This window comes from Syntrophomonas zehnderi OL-4, assembly GCF_000983115.1.
GTDB classification, from domain to species: domain Bacteria; phylum Bacillota; class Syntrophomonadia; order Syntrophomonadales; family Syntrophomonadaceae; genus Syntrophomonas_B; species Syntrophomonas_B zehnderi.
On record NZ_CGIH01000046.1, the window covers coordinates 1 to 20,574 of the forward strand.

The 20,574-nt window shown below is 43.1% G+C and carries 14 protein-coding genes; 8 read left to right on the forward strand and 6 right to left on the reverse strand.

The features are described 5' to 3' along the window. Positions 1–767: 767 nt before the first annotated feature. Entirely contained in the window at positions 768–1,376 is a 609-nt protein-coding gene (locus tag AAV90_RS12220) for a YiiX/YebB-like N1pC/P60 family cysteine hydrolase (protein WP_052729773.1), read from the reverse strand. A gap of 369 nt (positions 1,377–1,745) precedes the next feature. On the opposite strand from AAV90_RS12220, the gene AAV90_RS12225 reads away from it, so the two are divergent. From AAV90_RS12225 to AAV90_RS12250, 6 genes are all read left to right on the forward strand, one after another. Then, positions 1,746–2,621, forward strand: a complete 876-nt coding sequence (locus tag AAV90_RS12225; RefSeq protein ID WP_052729774.1) for a delta-lactam-biosynthetic de-N-acetylase — start codon at positions 1,746–1,748, stop codon at positions 2,619–2,621. A gap of 223 nt (positions 2,622–2,844) precedes the next feature. Next, a complete protein-coding gene (locus tag AAV90_RS12230) occupies positions 2,845–3,468 on the forward strand; it encodes a hypothetical protein (protein WP_046499612.1) in 624 nt (207 codons plus the stop codon). A gap of 17 nt (positions 3,469–3,485) precedes the next feature. Then, on the forward strand, positions 3,486–4,958 hold the full coding sequence (locus tag AAV90_RS12235; RefSeq protein ID WP_046499613.1) for a hypothetical protein: 1,473 nt from the start codon (positions 3,486–3,488) through the stop codon (positions 4,956–4,958). After that, entirely contained in the window at positions 4,959–6,554 is a 1,596-nt protein-coding gene (locus AAV90_RS12240; RefSeq protein ID WP_046499615.1) for a hypothetical protein, read from the forward strand. Positions 6,555–6,559: 5 nt separating this feature from the next. After that, positions 6,560–7,765 (forward strand): hypothetical protein, encoded by a 1,206-nt coding sequence (locus AAV90_RS12245; RefSeq protein WP_046499620.1) that lies wholly within the window; start codon positions 6,560–6,562, stop codon positions 7,763–7,765. A gap of 319 nt (positions 7,766–8,084) precedes the next feature. After that, positions 8,085–9,413 carry an acetyl-CoA hydrolase/transferase family protein gene (locus AAV90_RS12250; protein WP_046499622.1) on the forward strand — a complete coding sequence of 443 codons (1,329 nt, stop codon included), beginning with the start codon at positions 8,085–8,087 and terminating at the stop codon, positions 9,411–9,413. 130 nt (positions 9,414–9,543) lie between these two features. Here the strand turns inward: AAV90_RS12250 and AAV90_RS12255 are convergent, their stop codons facing one another. After that, positions 9,544–11,421, reverse strand: a complete 1,878-nt coding sequence (locus tag AAV90_RS12255; protein WP_046499624.1) for an acyl-CoA dehydrogenase family protein — start codon at positions 11,419–11,421, stop codon at positions 9,544–9,546. Positions 11,422–12,090: 669 nt separating this feature from the next. Between AAV90_RS12255 and AAV90_RS12260 the strand changes: the two genes are divergently transcribed. Beyond that, positions 12,091–12,756, forward strand: a complete 666-nt coding sequence (locus tag AAV90_RS12260) for an acetate uptake transporter (RefSeq protein ID WP_046499626.1) — start codon at positions 12,091–12,093, stop codon at positions 12,754–12,756. 164 nt (positions 12,757–12,920) lie between these two features. On the opposite strand, the gene AAV90_RS12265 is transcribed toward AAV90_RS12260, so the two are convergent. Next, on the reverse strand, positions 12,921–14,312 hold the full coding sequence (locus AAV90_RS12265) for a stalk domain-containing protein (protein ID WP_198142856.1): 1,392 nt from the start codon (positions 14,310–14,312) through the stop codon (positions 12,921–12,923). A gap of 744 nt (positions 14,313–15,056) precedes the next feature. On the opposite strand from AAV90_RS12265, the gene AAV90_RS14215 reads away from it, so the two are divergent. After that, entirely contained in the window at positions 15,057–17,123 is a 2,067-nt protein-coding gene (locus AAV90_RS14215; RefSeq protein ID WP_052729775.1) for a response regulator, read from the forward strand. Positions 17,124–17,142: 19 nt separating this feature from the next. Here AAV90_RS14215 and AAV90_RS12275 read toward each other — a convergent pair whose 3' ends face one another. From AAV90_RS12275 to nifV, 3 genes are all read right to left on the reverse strand, one after another. Further along, positions 17,143–17,832, reverse strand: coding sequence for an MBL fold metallo-hydrolase (locus AAV90_RS12275; protein ID WP_046499627.1), 690 nt, complete (start codon positions 17,830–17,832; stop codon positions 17,143–17,145). 210 nt (positions 17,833–18,042) lie between these two features. After that, positions 18,043–19,314: an NADP-dependent isocitrate dehydrogenase gene (gene icd / locus AAV90_RS12280; RefSeq protein WP_046499629.1), complete on the reverse strand. Its 1,272-nt coding sequence runs from the start codon at positions 19,312–19,314 to the stop codon at positions 18,043–18,045. Between the two features lie 76 nt (positions 19,315–19,390). Then, positions 19,391–20,569 (reverse strand): homocitrate synthase, encoded by a 1,179-nt coding sequence (gene nifV, locus AAV90_RS12285; protein WP_046499631.1) that lies wholly within the window; start codon positions 20,567–20,569, stop codon positions 19,391–19,393. Positions 20,570–20,574: the final 5 nt, after the last annotated feature.

The following is a 20,574-nucleotide window of genomic DNA, read 5'->3' on the forward strand; positions in this document are numbered from 1 at the left end:
AATTGTATCATTTGTATTCCCTTGAAAAAAGCTTCTCTGGTTTTTCGTGGAACATGCGAGTTTTTTTTCCTGAATAGCTTTCAAGAAGCTGCGCATAATATACTCAAGAAACGAAAGCGGTTCTTTGCAAAGGATATACCAGGGCATTCATATTAAGCTCCTTGCGGGGATAAAGCTAATTTGATGCTACTCTTACTCCTTTAAAAAACTACCGCGATTGTTTCTACCAAGAATCCGTTGGTCATATTAATTGTTTTCAAACATTAGTTTGCATCGTTGCCGGTCGTGCCGGTTTCCGATGAACAATTAAGCCAACGGATTCATTTTTTTGTCATCCCGGCCTAATAACGACCCTTTATAGGCCGGGGCTGTATAAAATAGTATCATCAGCGGCCCCGCCACAAGTAATAAGTAGTAATAAAAGGGTCTGGCATTAATAATCCAGGTCGGCACTAAACTGATAAAAGGCAAAATTGGAGTTTGCCAGATTTGCATTATAAAAATTAAATAATAGGATAAATTCAGGGATAGATCCCACTCCCAAATTACCGCTAAAACTAATAGAACACTAGGTAATTGCCATAAAAAACCGCTCACTGCCTGCTCCAGAGGACTCAATACATGGTTAACGCGTAAACCCTCTAACCATATAAGGAAAAGATATAGCAGGGCCAATAATAAATCCAGGCCAGGAAAATACATGCTGAAGGCAATTGCCGGAATAGCCGACAAATGTATAATATATAGGCGTACGATAGCCTTAAACATTATTCCGTTCCCCTCCTGTAAATTATTGAGACTGACGGAGCATCCAGAAAACTTTCCGGGGAGATCCAGAGGTCTTGTCTGCTATCTAAATCGATTCCCTGGTCAGCATAGAGCTTCCATATAATTTTGGTGCAGTTCCAATAACGCTGGCCTGCCTTGAAGGCCAGCGGATAAAATAGTTGGCCTTCATATTTTTCTACCTGGCGAACTATTTTTGCTTTCAAGTCTGAGCCGGCTTTGACCCTTAGCAGACATAGTTCGGTATATTGACTGTAATGATTCACTGACTGGATACACACACCACAGTCCACATACGATTCCAGGACTTTACCATCGCCCAGATAAAGCCCCGCGTGAGAATACCTACCATAAGCGCAATTTGGCCATCCGCCTAGCATAATATCACCCGGTTCCAATTTTTCCCAGGGATCATCCGGCCATTTGGCACTGCCATATCCTGAACCTATATGCCCTTTTAATAAACTATTGGCATATGTACGAAGCAGCGAATCTTGCCGATTCAAAACATTTAAGTTATCCAAACCAATCATAGCGATTATTAAAAGGAGAATGCCGGGGAAAAACCATATCCTAAGTTTATTGTCCACAGGAACCACATCCCCTTTTTGGATGTACTGTATTATTTTTTATTATCCCTTTTTATGGTCATGTTTACAAAAAATATAGCTCCTACGCGAAAATAAAATAAATATGAAATTGCAACCTAAGTAAATAAATTAATATAGTACAATAGAAATATATAATGGAAGAAGTTGCAGAATAATATCAGTTATACTACCTCAGGCTTTAGTTTCCGCTGGGAATTATCAGATGCCATAGAACTGCCCTGGCAGCGGAAGCTTACGCGGGGAAAATCAAGTTTCCAATCCGTAAATTACGCATCTATTTGCTAGGCTGGTTGTGTCCCGTGCTCCAGGCACAAAAAAATTGAAATTTTAATTAGGAAGGGACAAGTCATGAAGAAGCATTTATTATTGCCTATACTTATTATTGCCATAATGCTGGCAGCCGGCTGTCATAACGAGAAAACCTCTGGGACTAATAACAATAATATTACCGTCAATCCTCCTGCGGAAAACAGGCCGCAACCTGCGGTAAACCCTGCCCCGGCTCCAACTCCCCCGCCCGCAGACAGCAGCCAGCAAACTACATCAACCGCACCTAAACGCTCCTGGTATTTTATGCGTAACAGCCAGCACGCAGCCCCAGCCGTCAGCCAGGATATACAGAAGATACTTTCAGATAACCAGGCAAAGTATGTGTTACCCAATAATGACCATAAAATCTATTTGACCTTTGATTGTGGCTACGAGTTGGGATATACTCCGACTATCCTGGATACCCTGCAAAGCCAGCAGGTTAAGGCCGCTTTTTTTATTACCGGACATTTTATTCAAAGTAAGCCGGAATTGGTGAAAAGGATGCAATCCGAAGGTCACTTAGTATGCAACCACACCTTTAATCATCCTGATCTGGCTGCAGTAAAGCAGGAAAAGCTGCAGCAAGAAATAACTTCTCTGGAAAATCGTTATCAGGAATTAACCGGCGTTCCTATGGATAAGTATTTAAGACCTCCCATGGGTAACTATTCAGCAGACAGCCTGAAGTGGACTCAGGAACTTGGGTACACCACCATTTTTTGGAGCATGGCCTGGAAGGATTGGGATCCTCGGCAACAACCCGGGGCTGACTTTGTCTATCGCCACGTCATCGATAACATACATCCTGGAGCAATTATTCTAATGCATAACGTCTCCAGCAGCGACACGGAGGCCCTAGCCAGGATCATCACCGATCTTAAATCCCAGGGCTATGTATTCAGCCAGTTTTAATATTTATCTGCATTGACTGCTGGTGCTTCTTGGCACTCAGCCTGCCTTGAACCGGTAAGCGGCAATTGTCCGGCTTAAGTGTCGTTTTTAAAGTAGCTATGTAAATACTATAATTCTGTGTTATTTATGTTATTCCTACCCACGGAGGTGAAGTGTCATAAGGTATATATTACGCAAAGTACAGCAAAAGAAAGAGCTTACTGAGGCAGAATTTGCTCACCTTATGGCCTATGCACAAGGATTACGCGTAAATGACGCTGCATCTTATTCACTCTTTTATAAATTATACGCCGACCTGCTCTTTAAGGATTATAATGCTTTATTACCGCAATTTTGTTATGGCCGGGATGATTTTTATGATTTCCTTCTGCAAAATCCCCAACTGGTCAAAGACCTCTCTGAGGATGGTTTGCCAATCGAAATATTTCCAGACTATCTGCGTGATTATCTTTATTCTACGTATGGCGAAGTCGTATATCTGCCCCATATTAACTCCTGGTCAAACTTCTTTGCCGGGGATAATAATGATCTGGATTTACCGACTCCCCGTGAGAAGGATCCGGTTTACAAATATGAAGAAGCCAACCCTTACAAAGAACCGGGTTTGAAGCAGCACTTTGAAAGAATTGGCCGTTATAGTTTCGTCAGCCGTATTCAGAGTTATCGTTATCTGCGGGGCAGCAAATCCAATGTTGATAAGATTGAAGTGCTGACCCCGGATTGTCTGGGAGGTATTTTTACTAATAAGGAGAAATCAATCTATTATTACATCTTTCTGACTGAAGCAAACTATCCCAAAGCCAAAAATGCCTGCCGGATATTAAATGCCAGTATATATGGCAAATAACGATGGGAGAATACCCGATGCAAACTATCTTGGAGAAGTTAAAAGCCTTACCCCAGGAAAACCTGTTCCTGTACTGGCAAAAAGAACTGGAATTAAAAAAAGAGTTGCGTCAACACCTCTGTGAATACAGGCAGGTACAGATTGAAGATGGGGTTCAGTATAATTTTCTGAAACATAGTCTGGCATATACCGGGTGTAAGCAAACTTTTTTCAGCATCGTTTTCCTGAACATGAACAGTTTGCAGGTACAATCCGCCCTGCTGGCCGAATCCCAGGGGCTGGTAGAGGATTTTTGGCATTCTCTGCCCGGGCTGATTAAACAGGAGAAACCAGCACCCAGCCATTTGCAGTTTCTAATTAACATTTTCCGGGAAGATTTTATACCTGACTATACGGATGTTTTGCAGACCCTTGAATTGGAAGATTGTGAATACCTGTTGGCAAGAACCGCCAATAAATCATTGCGAAAGCTATTAAAAGACCGTCAAACCGAGCTCTTAACGTTGTCTCATCAGGACGCAAACTATGGTTTAAATAACTTACCAGATAGAAATTCGCCATATCCGGGACTGTATGGTGACAAGATCGTTACCATCAAACAGGCCCTGGCCAATATTCAAACCTGCTCCCCCCAAAATAACGTAAACCCAAATGAAACTGAACGCAGCGAAACTTTAATCGAAACTGCCCAGCTTTTGTTTTCGGCCGGATTATTAGGAGACTCCTTGGCGCTGCTTAGGGCAATTTATGAAAAGGAGCAGACCCGGAAATATATAGAACCTCAGAACCGTGTTTTAATAACCAGAAATTTAAGCCGGGTACTGCATAAAACCTTGTCCATGTATGCACTGCTGGCCTATCCTGTGGAAGCATTCCGTAAAGCAGGCAATATCTATCAGGTATTTTTCCCGGGCCTTATTCCCGATAAAAAAACGCTCTTATTTTTGGAACTATATCAGAACTTAATTGCCCATCACTCAGGAAATCTTCAATATACCCTGCTTGAACTTGCAGATACTTGCCGTAATTTTAATCAGGCGGATGATGATATCGATATTATGCTAAAAATGATGCTGCAGCCGTTTGAAGTATCATCGGAAGAACTAACCCGTCTGCTTAACAATATGCAGCTGCAATTAAGTCCGCACGAAGCCTATGTTACCATGGAAATATTGCGTTACCTGGAGAAGAATCAGCTGCTGGACTTTTCACGGGAAAACTATACCCTTATCTTAAACAACTATATGCAATTATTTGCTTGGATTCCCAGTCCGCTTTTTTTAAACCGAGAGATTATTAACCAAATGACACCGGGGATCGATGAACAGAACAGACAAGAAGCAAATAGGATATGGCAAACCAGGAACAGCTATTCTCCGGCAGGGCTTTATAATCTCAATGGTACCAACCCGGCCGCCTCCCTGAGCGGAAAAGATAATTGCCATTATGGGCATCCGTTGGATCTACGCTTATTTTTGGGGGTGTTTTAATTGGTATTTCCAGAACCGGATGTGCGGGTATATTACAATGAATTATATTCCTTGCTAAACCTAATAAAAGAAGAAATACAGTCTCAAAGTCATAAATACGAGGTATCCGGTCTGGAACCGGATGCCTTGGAAGCTTATCTTTTAGACATAAATACGTATTACTACCAGAGTTTTCACGATCGTATCTTCCCCCTATACAAGTCCCAGCTGGAAAATGAAATTAAGGCCCTGTACCGAATTGGCCGCGAGGAAGCCCGATTAAAAGAGGATATAATTCTAAACCTTAAGCGGGTCGCTATAATATATAACCGTATCAAAAGCGGCAGTAAACTGCTTAAATCCAATCGGGAATCTATCAATGAACTGCTGCTTGCTTCCAAGCGCGGGCGGGATCAACGTACCGTGGAACTACTGTATGCCTTAAAAGATCTGCAGCTTAATCTGCTTGGCTTTGCAAACCTCTTGGACGGCTGCCTGCACCATCTAAACGACCGGCAGTTGTTAAATAGCCTTAACGAATATCCCTTTCAGGCAGCCTGGCATAGCCTGTTACGCATCTGGGAACCGGATAATAACCGTTTTGTCAGGGACTATAAGCGTTTCTTGATCAATCTGGAGCTGATAATAAGACTGCTGGTCAACCTGCAGCAAAACGACGACCCCTGCCTGGCGGCCAACAGTAACATCCTTAAGGAACTGGAAAAACTGCAGGCCGGTCTGGCCAACAAAAAAACTTCGACAGGTCTTATGAATTGGTATAAACAGCATCTTCACAACCAACTGAACCTCTATTTTAAACTGTTAAACGTTTACGCAGAAAAAAACGACCGCAAAAACACCCTGCAAACCTGTAAAATGTGCGAAAACTGGCTGCAATCACTGCTTTATATTTTAGAAAAATCGATTCCCGATTCAGGAAACTGCAAACAGGTTATATTTGACCTGCCCGAGCTAATAGAGGTGCAGGCCGAACCAGCAATTAAACAATTACGCGATCTGTCCAGCCATACGGCTCAGTCTTTACAGGATCTGATCAAAAACCTGAGTGAATCTGCACAACCTAGCTTTGAGAATTTCTATACCTCAGCATCCCTTACTTTAGCAAAGGCACAGCCCGGCTTTAAAGAAGTATTAGAATCAGGCCACATACCTCCGGGAACCTTTTTAGCAGCGGAACTAATTCGTTTGTACAAACAACTCTCATTATTTGAGGAACAGTTAGATTTTCTGCAGGCCAAAGAAGAGCATGCGGTCAGGCTAAAGCAGCAATACGAAATTATGCTGGAAAATATGGATTCCTATCTGCAGCTTTTGCAGGATATTAAAAATGAATTGGCTCGTACCCTGGCACCTCGCAACATAAAACGTAATTTTAAAGATATGGATGTACGGGTTGAACATATTCCTATTAATCAGGGTGAACTATTCCCGGCTCGTTATATCCACCTTTTGGATAGCTCGAAAATTATGGGAAATGAATCTCTTGAGCAGGATTATATTATTAGCGAAGAAGATGGCGACATATTTATATTTAAACTGGATGAACTCTATGAGGAGCTTATCCCGCACCTACTTGTCACCCGGAAAGGATCATAAACCGTATGCACAAGTTTTTGGATCTGGGTTTAACTCAAAACCCGAAGGGCAAATCGCCATATATGTTGGCAAATCATCTTTATACTGCCGATATGATCAGGGATTACTGGCAGAATCTATTTCAAAAATTGGACTTAACCAAGGGTGACTATAACAATATCAGCCTAGCCACCCCCTTTTGCTATGATTGCTTTACCAGGTCAACCATAATAGATATACTTCTCCATCAATACGGCATTGCGCAATGTAATATTATTCCCCGGTCACTGTCTCTGGTCATGGGCTATCTGGCACTTAACCCCCAGTTTGAAATACCAGGAGATCTGCTCTTGGTAAGCGGAAATAATAAACAACTGGACTACTCCTTTATATCCATGAATGAATCGTTTGCTACCCTGGAATTTCAGGGCTGGGGTAGCATTAAAGACTTGCAGGATACCGCCAAACGACTGGGTCTATACTCCAACCACGGATGGGGTTTTAACCATATTTTATACGAAAATAATTTAAGGAATGACGGCCAATTTCTGTCTGAGTTTCAATCATGCCCGGGGCTGCAACCCCTTAGTCCCCAAGATATCTCCGACATGGTTTTAAAAGGTTTGCGTTATAGCGGGCCGGATTTTGGACCGCTAAGACCCCGAAATCTGCGCATTGTATACCCCTATGATTTTTACCTGCAGAAATTTGATCCCTTAATAAACCGCCCGGTGCTGACAAAAATACCTTTTGATACCGCTAATCTGGAACTTGATCTAAACGGTTCCTATAAAATAGCTCGCCTAGCTAATCACGATCTTCATCCTGAACCAGATTTTCACAATGTGTCACTAGCCATCTATGAAAAATACCGATATGCACCCCGGCCCGAAAACTTTAACTGGCCTGCAGCCATGGTTTTTCAGGCGTTGCCAGGAAATCTTCCGCTCATATCCGAATTATGGCTAAACATGTTAACCGCTAGGATTACCCTGCGTTCTCCTGCAGACACCGCCATTTTTAATAGTTTTGAGACAGTCGAATTTTTAAATGGCTGGCAGAACAGCCCGCAGTATCTTTATAGGCTGCTCAAAAACAGCCCTAATCAAGAACTAAAAGAAAATATCCAGCATTTTATTTCCTCTCCTTCAGATCCGGACAACCTGGACAAATGTCTGGATGCCATCCAACTAAAGCTCTACACGCTTTTACAATTATGGTCAAACGGATAAATACCCTTTTCTGAGTGGAAATTACTGATAGGGATCAATGTTCTTGCCGTTCCTGCTTGAGTAGTGATTATATGACAGCTCAAAATATTATTACATCTAAATATTTCTGTCGATGGTTGCAGGAAACAACTTTAATTTGTCAAATTTATTATAGTAATAATATTTTAATTGCTATATGGCAAACCGTTATAAATATACAGGGGGGAGGGAGCAAATATAAGGCTTGCCATAAACCGCTTACTTCTAGAACTAGCCTGCACCACAAATAAAGGCAGTTTAACAGCGTAATAATTGATATACAATAACGGAGGTGATAGGAATGGTCAGTAAATACGAAGAACTATACCGCCAGAAATTACGTAGTGCAGATGATTGCGCCCGGTTGGTTCAGGACGGGGATGGCATCACAGCCCCGCTCGGCAACGGTCAGCCTGAGGCATTTATGAATGCCGTTGCCAAAAGGGTGAGGGCCAATGAACTAAAAGATATTTTTTATACGGCCGGGATAGATGCAAAATGGCTGGATATTCTTAGTCCCGATATACAAGACCGGATGACTTTGAATAGCAGCTTTGTGGGCGTAGCTGTACGCCAAGGAGTCCATAACGGCATATATTCATATATGTCCAACCGTCTGGGCCAAGCTGTCAGAATTACCACCGAACTCATACCATACGTGAATAAATCTATAGTCACAGCCGTAGTATCACCTATGGATGAACACGGCTTCTTCAGTTCAGGCTCCCATGCAGATCTAAGCTGGGGAGCCTGGAGAAGCGGCAATTTCCGCGACCTTATCCTGGAAGTTAATGAGAATATGCCTACCACATATGGTAATCACCATTATCATATCAGCGAGGTAACCGCACTAACCGAACACAACACCCCGCTGGTGGAGCTTCCTCATATACCAGTCAACAAGGATGATGAAATTATCGGTCAGTTGATTGCAGATCGGGTACCGAACGGAGCCTGCATACAAATAGGCATCGGCGGAGTACCCAATGCAGTTGCCAAATATTTAAGCAACAAAAAAAATTTAGGTGTTCATTCGGAAATGATTACAGATTCCATGGTTGATCTTTATGAAGCGGGAGTAATCACCTGTGCTAAAAAGAATTTTCATAAGAATACGATGATCGGCTCCTTTGCTATGGGCTCCAAGAAGCTTTATGATTTCATTGATAGAAATCCTTTTGTAGAAATGTATAGTGCTGATTATGTCAACGATCCATACATCATAGGCAAAAATGACAATCTGATATCGGTTAACGCTACCCTGGAGGTTGATTTGACAGGACAATGCTGTTCCGAATCGATTGGCTACAAGCAATATTCCGCGGTAGGGGGTCAGCTCGATTTTATACAAGGTGCCTGGCGCTCCAAAGGCGGCCAATCATATTTAACCCTTTATTCTACCTTCACCGATAAGGATGGCAAAATGCACTCGCGTATAAATCCCATCTTAACCCCGGGAGCAGTTGTAACTACACCTCGCAGTGAGGTCGACAATATTGTGACTGAATACGGTATCGCATCTATAAAAGGCTGTGATATGAGCTATCGTGCCAAAGCATTGATAGCCATAGCCCATCCCGATTTCAGAGATCAACTGACCTTTGAAGCCAAAAAGATGCATCTGCTCTAAAAACGCTACACCCGGCATTCAGATTGAGTGCCGGGCAGCTATTTAGTTTGACGTATAATCCGCGTACTTTAATTCTGCGGAATCGCTCAATATATATCCAAATATAAATCTAGCCAATACTTAATATAATCTAATAGTCAAAGGCTCCAATCGGTATATCAAGCGCCGAACAATCCCCATCTTTAATAATATCCGCTACTGCCCATACGTTTGGCACAACGTTGCGCAGATAATATTTGGCCGACATGATCTTGCCGATATAAAAATTATAATCATAATGATCCGGGCCTAATTCCTGAGCCTTTCTACTGGCCAACACGGCTTGATCCAAGATGCACCTGCCCGCGTACAATTGGGAAGTAGCAGTAAGAATACGGCGGGCATACAGAGGTAGCATACCCACTTTTTTCTGGCCCATGTATCCGCCGATTGCCATCTGCAGTTGGGAATAAGATTCCAAGGCCCTTTCCAGGATTGCAAACTCCTTGCCTAGGCTTAAATCCGGCAGTCCTGCTTCTCCGCCGGCAGCTGCCTCCACCGTTGCTTTATGGGCTTCACAAAAATCTCTCATCTCCTGGAGGAACTCTGCGAATACCGCCCCTTTCCCCATCATCCATTTACGTCCCACCAGATCCATGGACTGTATAAAGTTGGTTCCTTCCCAAATAGAATAAATCTTAACATCCCGGGCGATCTGGGCTACCGGGTATTCTTCACAATAACCGTATCCGCCATAGGCTTGAATCGCTTCACCGATCAGCCACCAGGCTTCATCACTGGGATAAGCCTTGCATAAAGGCGTGGTTACCTCAATAAGATTGCTGGCCTTTTGGCGTTTTTCCGGATCAAGGTCATTATGCTTAATGTCAAAAGCAAAATAGGTTCGGTACATCATAGCCCGCATGGCCTCAATGTGGGCCTTGCCCATCAAAAGGGTGCGTTTGATATCCTCATGGTTAATAATCGTTACCCGACCCGACTTGGGATCGGTTATTAAACGGCCCTGAATCCTGTCTTTGCAATAATCGCGGGCATTATAATAGGCATTGGCTATACAGGCCAAAGCCGAATGTCCGGTTTCCATACGCGCACCGTTCATCATTTGGAACATCTGAGCCATACCTTCGCCTACCCCGTCATTCTCCATGGAATTAGCACCCAACAGCCACCCCCGGCAGCCATTGTTTTCCCCGAAACTTAAGGAAGCTGTAACCGACCCATACATCCCCAGCTTATGTTCAATACCGGTAGTTTGAACATCGTTATCCGACAGGCTGCCATCCTCATTGACCCAGTATTTCGGGACTACAAATAATGAAATCCCCTTGGTTCCCGGCTTGGCACCCTCGATACGCGCCAGGTAAAGATGGACAATGTTTTCGGTAAAATCATTGTCTCCGCCGGTAATAAACATCTTGGATCCCTTTATTCTAAAAATGCGCGGATTATCGGTAGGATAAGCCTTGGAAAGGATATCCCCTACATCGGAACCGGCACTGGGTTCAGTCAAACACATGGTTCCCGACCAGCTTCCATCCATCATCTTAGGCAGAAACATTTCCTTGACTTCCTCAGTGGCAAAATCACGAATAAGCTCGGCAGCTCCGCAGGTTAATATTATATAAGGGAGAAAGGTTGGATTGGCCGCCAAAAACATTTCCCAGACAGCCGAAAGCAATACCTTGGGCAAAACCATGGCATCTTCTGAATCATCTATGTTGCTGGTGCCCCAGCCTTCTTCCTGCAGCTTATGAAACAGCGGCCCAAAAGTAGGCGGCGTAATAACCTTGCCATTTGCAAATTGGCAGGGATGACTATCGCCATCTTCGTTGCTTGGCTCTATTAATTCCTTGGCCATTTTCAAACAGGGATCCAGAACTGAATCGAGATCTTCTTTGGAGTAATAATCAGCATACTGCGGATACGCAAATATCTCCTCGGTAGGTAACCATTCTTTTAAGATAAATTTAAGATCCCTGGCATTTAAATAGGCAAAGTTAGCTGACATGTTTTACATTCCCCCCATTATGTTTAACTTACCCGGATTGCTAATGCAATCCCTCCCATAGCACTAAATTAGAAATAGACACTGAATAAAGTGTCTACCACCCCCCCTTAATTACAGGATAGGTTCATTTTCAAAAGTTGTTGTTCTAAGTTTTATTTTTCTTTTATATTGTGTTTACCAATAGTGTTGGATTTATAGTTTATTTTGCTCCCACTAGCCTATAGCCATTATTTCACAGATGAGAATCTACAAAGTATTTTCTAGGTTAATTTAGCGATTCCTCCTTTTTTGCAGATATTTTCAAATAATTCAAAATGATTTTTTAATTCGATATTTATTTCATAAATTCATTTCGTCTATCTATTACTTATTTTGGGATTTGTTTTTTCTTTAATAATTTTGCTGGTTAATCACCGTAAATTGGTTAAATATTTTGTTAATTATCCAATTCTTAACACAATTTGCTTAAAAAACAGGATTTATTAAACTTTTGTTGAATTTTAATTATGTAGTTTAGGGGGGAAAGGAGGAGACAAATAGCCGGAATACGAATGGAAAAAGTCGGCGCTTATAAAAAGACACAGACGATTTATTTTTCATTCGTGTTATTCAGTAATCGATTGGTGAAAATGGGTAGACAAACCAAAAATATGTTATGTGGAGGGAATTATGTCTAAAACAAATGCAAATTCAGTTTCCGAGATCAAGGTTACGGGTCATGTCCAAGAATTAGTAGCCAATCCTTCGCCTTTAGGCTTATTTGGACTGGCTATTATCACTCTGGTAGCTTCTACGCAGAAATTAGGCATTACGGAAGGTACTGCACTGCTTATACCCTGGGCTCTTTTCCTGGGAGCTACAGCCCAATTTGTAGCCGGCATTCTTGATTACAAACATAATAATACTTTTGGAGCCACAGCATTTTGTGGTTATGGTTTCTTTTGGTTTGGAGTAGCTATGACCTGGATGATCAATAACGGCATGTTTGGCATGCAGGCCGCTGGTGCAACATTGGATATCCACCAATTAGGTTTTGCGTTTTTGGGCTATTTTATTTTTACTATGTACATGACTATAGGTGCCATGGGGGCAAGCAAAGTCCTGTTTATTATTTTCGCACTGATTGATTTGCTCTTCCTGGGTCTGTTTATGTCCACCCTGGGCTGGGGCGGCGAATTCTGGCATATGCTGGCGGCTTTCTCGGAGCTGGGAATAGCGATAGTATCTTTCTATGGTTCAGCGGCGGCAGTTTTAAATAGTCACTACGGTATTACCGTACTGCCAGTAGGCTCACCCTTTGGTCCCTTGACCAAAGCCGCTAATGCTGCCAAATAACAATTTTTAATAAAAGGGATAAATAAAAGAAACAGTTGCCAAATGGCAACTGTTTCTTATTTCTAATACTATAACGACACCATGCCTGGGGAGGAATTAAGACAGACTGCACTTAATCCCTTACTCCTTATTTGAGGCAGCGCAGTTTAGGTCTGCCGTGCCAATTATCGGGCGGCTTTGCACCAATAATCATAAATGATGCTTTGTCCGTACGTAGTTCCCGGGACGGCCCAGCGGGCATTAAGTCCCAGCCAGGTTGGCGCTATGCCTTTGTTTACCAAAACAAAGCGCGGGTCTACCAAAACCTTGCCGGCCGGCAAGGGGCTTTTGGTGGCATATGCATAAAGATGCTGAATATGAGCTTCAACTCCCGCCTCCGGAGTTGCAAAGATAGCTCCGTGAATGCCTTTTTCTAAGCGTATCTGATTCGGGTCGCACCTATTTAGTGAATCCAGCTCCGCCTTTTTCAGGGTATCCATGCCGCCAAAGGGGCTACCGGTTGCCCATAATCCGCAATAGTTATTCTGCCACGGCTGCACATCCCCGGTATACTGCCAATAACCGGTTTCCTTGGCGGCTTGACAGAAGGCCAAATCTCCCCTAATACCGTATTCGGCTCCGATTTTTATGTATAAATCGGCTAGGTCTGGAATTTCATTGAATTGCAGGCCGTTAGCGGCAGCTTTATCCTTCAGCCGGGGAGTTTCGGCCGCAATCCAGCTTCTTAGTTGATCGGCAGTCAGGTAGGAATTGCCCATTATACTAATATCGGCTGCATTTGTCGTCTGACCATTGGGAAGCAGCAGGGTTGAACCGTACTTGCTTAATTGTTCCCGATAGGTTCTAAAAATCGACAATTGCTCCGCCGTATAGTTGCCAGGCTCTTTTGTCGAAAGGATAGCTGAATTGATTACCGATCCATCCATTAGTTTAAGATTAGTTCTATAGTCTGCCAGATCCTTTAAGAGTTGACTGTCAGCCGGATCAATCGGTGGTTTGACTGGTTCTGGCGATTCTACTGGCCGCGGCTCTTCTACCGGTGCAATAATATCATCCGAAAGCGGTTTTGTTATGTTTACAGCCAGCCCGTTTAGGTTGTTCCACTCTATTTGACAGCTTAAGGCTTCCCCAACAGCCCGCAGGGGTATCATAGTCCGTCCGGATGATTTAATTATGTAAGGTTGGCCATAACCTGCAGGGATATTTAACAGACGCCCGTCAATTATTATTTGCACCTCTCCGCTCGGTGATGGCGTAATTAAACTGGGGGTGTTTTCTTTTTTCCAATTAATCAGCACCTGCCGGGTACTCTCAACCCAATCTACCTTGGCACCCAGGTCTTCACCTATTACCCTAAGCGGGACATAGATTCTGCCATCAATATTTACCGGATATTGATCCGTAAATACAACCGGCTGGTCATTTATGTTTATCCTGATATCATTTGAGGATTCGTTGGCTGAGACTGCTTTTTCGGCAGGACTAACAGCCATACAGGTAGCCAGGGCAAATGCGCAAACGGCTGCAGTCATTTTCCTGGTTTTGTGTTTAGGCATGCACTGCTTCCTCCTTATACTAAAACTGATAATTTAAATACTAAAATTTCGCCCCCTTCATTTTAATTCAGGGTTTTTCACCCATCAGGGCGGCTGCCTGTGAGCAAAAATAGGCAGCCCTACTTCGGTGGCCGAAAACGATAAGGCCTCCTTATCGGTGGTTTAACTGCCTGTTTAATTAACTACGCAGCCGGTCAGGATTTTCTTGCATTAACCAGACAAGTTTTTAGGTTTAATACTATTTTAGGGCTAAAATCTATTTATTACTAGCACCACCCATATCCCCAAGGCACGATCAACTATCAAAATAGTAGCGTGATACGAAACGGCCGGAGGACATTTCCTGCAAATTGCCGGGTCCTATTAAGGTTGCCCCCTTCAGGGACTACTGATAGGAATATCAAAATAAAAATAATCTGTGTAAATCTGTCTGATCTGTGTTATCTGGGTCTATTAAAACAGCGAAATCCGCCTCTATTTTTAGTTAAGCTCACAAATAGTATCACATATCCTTTTTTTAGCGAATAATTTTAATTTACACACCTGTGCAAACGTTATATTTAAGACCGATTTTTCCTCATATCGCCTAATTGGTAATTATACCCCTACAATTCGCCAGTAAAACTCAAAAATATTAAGTATTTTATAACACAAGGGGACAAGTTTTTTGCTGCAAATATTGTATCCTGATCTTGGCTTTAATAATATATTGTATTTATTTAACATAATATGGAGGGCTTTAATATGATCATAAACGATATTAAAAATTCCATACCTTATTTCATAACTGCTATTATCGTATTAGTCTGGGTCAAAGCTTTATCCGCTTTGCCCTGGCTGCCCAGCATCCCACTGTTAAATAATACCTTCCTGGCTGTCATTATTACCTTGCTGGCCGCCTGTGTCCTGATCATTATTCATTTCCATAGCCGCCGTATCACCCACGACTCAGGATTATTAAGCCATGTGGTTCAGGCTTCGCCGCGCTTCCTTGAGAAAATCGACAACCTGCTGGAGAATAATTGTCAGGAAGGTATTTTGATCATTTATCTGAACGGCAAAATCCTATACTCTAACGGATATGCCCGCAGTATTTTTTCCTTGTCACAGTCGGCCGATTGTATTTTCAAAAATGAAGCCTTCCCGATTAAGCGATACAGACTGGAGAAAATAAAAAACAGTCTTTTATCAGGCCAGATCCTGGAAGAACAATCCCTGATTAAAATTAACGGACAGGACAAAACTTTCCTGCATAGGTATTATCCCCTCTCATCGGAGGATGAGCCTTTTCAGATAGCGGTAGTATCGACTGACATTACAGAACTGATCGAAGCCCGTCATAATGCTGACCTGGCTAACCTGTCCAAGAACCAGTTCCTGACTAATATGACCCATGAACTGCGTACTCCCATGATCGGCATCTTAGGTTCGAGTGATCTGCTGAGCAATACCGACCTTAATTTTGATCAGCATCAGCATCTTAATACTATAAAGGAATGCGGGGAACAACTCTTAAACCTTATTAATGATATTTTGGACTTATCCAAGATCGATTTAGGCGCCGATACCTTGAAACTAAATCCGGTAAACCTGCCCCAAGTGATTAGGAAAACTGTGGCTGTTCTGGACAGTAACTTAAAGGTTAAAAATCTAAACCTGGATCTATATATAGATCCAGCTTTTCCACCCCTGGTTTGCGTTGATGAATTAAAACTACGTCAGGTGATAACTAATCTGCTTATCAATGCGATTAAATTTACCCCCTCGGGATTGATTGATGTAAAAGCGATTATGGAGACGAACCTTCAGGGTGATTTTCTGTTGTTTTCTGTGCAAGACACCGGCGTTGGTATTCCGGCAGACAAGCTAAACAGCATTTTTAACTGTTTTACTCAGGCAGATAGCTCCTCCTGTCGGGAATTCGGAGGTATTGGAATGGGTTTGTATATATGCGAAAGACTGATTGGCCTGATGGATGGTGAAATATGGGTAAACAGCGTAGAGAACCAGGGTACTACTTTTGCTTTTCGTATTCCTGTAAATACTTATGCCGGGGAAGAAAAAGCCGGTAATACCATATATCCTATGGATAGTGACGATAATCTGCATAATTTTTTCCTGCCCATCAGGATTCTGGTGGTAGAAGATAATGAGTTGAACCAAAAACTGATAGTACAGATGCTTTTTAGTTATGGATTTGAAGTGGAGTGCGTCAATAATGGTTTGGAATGTCTCAATATCCTTCAGCAAAGTAATTTTGATCTTATCCTAATGGACATGCAGATGCCTATTATGGATGGGTATGAAGCAACCGGTTTCATACGAGCCAATCAGCTCTGGCAGCATATTCCCATCATTGCCATAACCGCCAATGCTTTAAGCAGTGACCGCGAAAAATGCCTGGCCTGCGGTTGTAACTCTTACTTGGCTAAACCTTTTAAATCGGCCGAACTGGTTCAGGAGATCAAAAATCAATTAAATACAGAATTTGTGCAAAGACCCAGTGAGGCAAGCATATCCAATCAGCTGATAGAGGATCTGATTCCCGAGTTCATGGAATTGTTGAAAGAAATGCTGGATGAACTGCAGGAAGCAATCACTAGGCATGATCTGAAAAACATCCAGTATATAAGCCATTCCATCAAGGGTACAGCCGGTATGTACGGTTTTTTACAGATATCCGAAATAGCCGCCTTAATCGAGCAGGCCAGCCAGAATCAGCAACATCATAAAATCTCGCAATTGTTTAACCAAATCGCGGCTTCTTATCAACAAATCAATACCCGTCTGAATTCGGAAATTGTAGGCTAGATATCTTGGGTTGAATTTATTAAACAGGCTCAATACTTCTGTATTGGGCGTTTAATTCCTGTTTATGTATAGGCTTGCCATGGCCGGGGTAAAATTCTGTAACCCCCATATTTAGCAGTCTGCGCATACTGGCGGAGTATTTCCGGGCATCATGCATGAAGGGCGGTTTGACAGGCTGTCCAAAGAAAAAATACCTATGAACCAACAAGTCCCCCACTAGGGCTTCTCCCGTATTTAAGACGACTGAAGATGAGCCCAGGGTATGACCGGGCGTTGCCAAGGCTTTGGCATCCACTCCATAATCATTTAAATCCAGTTCATCATCAAACACCACGTCTGCTTTCAGTCCATATCGTTTTTTGACCTGCATATCCTGGCCAACTGCTTTGATGAAACCGGCCAGGGCATTCTGAGGATATAAAGGAGCTTGCGTACCGTTGGTCAGATACGGTTCATCAATGGTTTGAATGGCCACTGGAACATCCAAATGTTTTTTTAATTCGTAGACACTGCCAAAATGATCAATGTGCCCATGGGTTAAAAATATCAAACTGACATCGGATTGTTTTAGACCCTGGGATTGAAGGGCATTTAATATGTGGCGGTCAAAACCGGGATCTCCTGTATCGATGATAATTGTTTTCTCACCGATTAAGAGGTAGCTGTTAGCAAACCGCAAAGGCACTCTGACGATTCTGTTTTTAGCCATAACATATGCCTCCCTGTAATCATGTTGACTGCATTAAAAAAGCCGGGCTCTTTAGGACAACCAAGTATTATATTCCACCCGTCCTCGTTCTTACCCGCAAGGCCTGCCTAAGCCGCTATTGAACGAATTTAATTTACCGATGCCTGGGAACTGTTTAAAAAAGAACCCGATGTATATTCATACATCAGGCCCTGGAAGTTTTTTTGTTTTTTAGGTCAGATTCTTAATAAGTTCATCGGCAAACTGAGAACATTTTACTTCGGTAGCCCCCTCGGTCAGCCTGGCGAAATCATAGGTTACTACCTTGCTGGCAATGGTTTTTTCCATGGAGGAGATGATAAGATCGGCCGCTTCGTTCCATTTAAGATGGCGTAACATCATCTCTCCGGACAAGAGCACAGAGGATGGATTTACCTTGTCGAGTCCGGCATACTTGGGTGCCGTACCATGGGTAGCTTCAAAAATGGCATGGCCGGTCTCGTAGTTAATATTGGCCCCGGGGGCAATACCTATGCCTCCCACCTGTGCTGCCAGGGCATCTGATATGTAATCGCCATTCAGGTTAAGGGTGGCCACCACCTCAAATTCAGCGGGGCGGGTTAAGATTTGCTGCAGGAAGATGTCGGCAATGGCATCCTTAATAATTATTTTACCCGCTGCTTCAGCCTGACTCTGAGCTGCTTCTGCTGCCTGGGCGCCCTCGCGCTCCTTGATCTGATCATATTGATTCCAGGTAAACACCTGGTCGCCATATTCCTGTTCGGCCAGTTCATAGCCCCACTGTTTGAAAGCACCTTCGGTATACTTCATGATATTTCCCTTATGAACCAAGGTCACACTTTTGCGGCCCTGGGTAAGCGCATATTCAATGGCGGCTCTGACCAGACGTCTGGTCCCTTCTTTAGAAACCGGTTTAATACCCAGGCCTGATGTCTGCGGAAAACGAATTTTATCAACCCCCAGCTCCTCCTGCAGAAATCGTAATAGTTTCTTGGCTTCCGGACTTCCCTGGGGATACTCAATTCCGGCATATATATCTTCCGTGTTCTCGCGGAAGATCACCATATCGACATCCTGTGGCCGTTTAACCGGAGAAGGAACCCCTTTAAACCAGCGCACCGGCCGCAGGCAGGTATATAAGTCCAGTTTTTGTCGCAGGGCAACATTCAGGGAGCGAATCCCACCCCCGATGGGTGTTGTCAGAGGTCCTTTGATGGCAATAATATATTCATTGATTACATCCAGGGTTTCCTGGGGTAACCATTCGCCTGTCATATCATATGCCTTCTCACCGGCGAGAACTTCTTTCCATACTATGGATTTTTTACCTCCATAGGCTTTTTCTACTGCCGCATCGATTACTCGGGAAGCAGCCGCCCATATATCGGGACCGGTTCCGTCTCCAATAATAAAAGGAATAATAGGATTATCCGGAACATTTAATACACCGTCTACTACACTTATTTTCTCACCTTTAACCAATTACTTATTACCTCCCCCATAATATTAAGCGATTAAGGATCTAGGCAAACTGCTTTTCTTAAGCCTTGTATAATGATTATGATGATTGCTTTTGGGCCTGTATATATTCTTCATAGATATACATAAGTTCTTTGTCAAAAAGCGATCTTTTCTTGTCGATCGACATCTGCCGTACCAAAGCTAAAATATCCGCAGCTTCCTGATCGCTTAGTGTTATCATGTACTCCCGGAATTTGGAGCGGATGGAAGCCGATCCGGAATGTTTTCCGATAATGATCTGCCTCTCCAAACCTACTTCTTCCGGTTTAAAGACTTCATAAGTTAAGGGGTTTTTTAATACCCCGTCACCATGGATGCCTGATTCATGAGCAAATATATTGGAACCTACAATAGGTTTGCTGACCGGCAAGGCCCTTCCGGAGGCTTCCGCAACATATTGGGCCACTTCGCGAAATATAGTGGTGTTATAGCCAACATTAATTCCCATTAAATACTTAAGGCCCATAATCACTTCCTGCAGGCAGGAGTTGCCCGCCCTCTCACCTAAACCGTTGACAGTTACACCAACATGATTAGCCCCGGCGTAGACACCTGCCAAAGAATTAGCCGTAGCCATGCCAAAATCGTTGTGGGTATGCATTTCAATATCCAAACCCACCGCATCACGAAGTGTTTTGACATACCTGAATGTGGTCAGCGGATCAAGAGTGCCTACCGTATCACAAAAACGCAAACGATTAGCTCCCGCATGCTTGGCAATCAAAGCAAATTCAGTCAGGTATTCAATATCAGAACGGGAGGCGTCCTCTGCATTAACTGATACATATAGGTTTTGGTCTTTGGCAAACTTAACCGCATCTGACATCCGGCGCAGAACGTCCTCCCGCGTAGTTTGCAGCTTATGTTCTATATGAATATCCGAAGTGGAAATAGAAATAGCCACAGCATCTACATTACATTCCAGGGATGCCTTTATATCTGATATTACTGCCCGATTCCAAGCCATAATACTGGAATTAAGACCCATTCCGGCTATCTCCTGAATACATTTTTTTTCATCGCCGCCCATAACCGGTATTCCTACTTCGATTTGATCAACGCCGATCTGGTCCAGGTAACGCGCAATCTGGATCTTTTCTTCATTGGAAAAAACCACCCCAGCCGTTTGTTCTCCATCCCTTAGGGTAGTATCCACTATAAATACCTTGGCATCTTTCTCCTTAAACCAGTCTTTGTTTTTCAAAGTCCAGGTCATCTTAA

Coding starts and splice junctions, on each gene's coding strand:
- AAV90_RS14215 (WP_052729775.1), top strand. CDS start 15,057: ATGATCATAAACGATATTAAAAATTCCATACCTTATTTCATAACTGCT.
- AAV90_RS12245 (WP_046499620.1), top strand. CDS start 6,560: ATGCACAAGTTTTTGGATCTGGGTTTAACTCAAAACCCGAAGGGCAAA.
- AAV90_RS12275 (WP_046499627.1), bottom strand. CDS start 17,832: ATGGCTAAAAACAGAATCGTCAGAGTGCCTTTGCGGTTTGCTAACAGC.
- AAV90_RS12260 (WP_046499626.1), top strand. CDS start 12,091: ATGTCTAAAACAAATGCAAATTCAGTTTCCGAGATCAAGGTTACGGGT.
- AAV90_RS12225 (WP_052729774.1), top strand. CDS start 1,746: ATGAAGAAGCATTTATTATTGCCTATACTTATTATTGCCATAATGCTG.
- nifV (WP_046499631.1), bottom strand. CDS start 20,569: ATGACCTGGACTTTGAAAAACAAAGACTGGTTTAAGGAGAAAGATGCC.
- AAV90_RS12235 (WP_046499613.1), top strand. CDS start 3,486: ATGCAAACTATCTTGGAGAAGTTAAAAGCCTTACCCCAGGAAAACCTG.
- AAV90_RS12265 (WP_198142856.1), bottom strand. CDS start 14,312: ATGCCTAAACACAAAACCAGGAAAATGACTGCAGCCGTTTGCGCATTT.
- AAV90_RS12230 (WP_046499612.1), top strand. CDS start 2,845: ATGGCCTATGCACAAGGATTACGCGTAAATGACGCTGCATCTTATTCA.
- AAV90_RS12250 (WP_046499622.1), top strand. CDS start 8,085: ATGGTCAGTAAATACGAAGAACTATACCGCCAGAAATTACGTAGTGCA.
- AAV90_RS12255 (WP_046499624.1), bottom strand. CDS start 11,421: ATGTCAGCTAACTTTGCCTATTTAAATGCCAGGGATCTTAAATTTATC.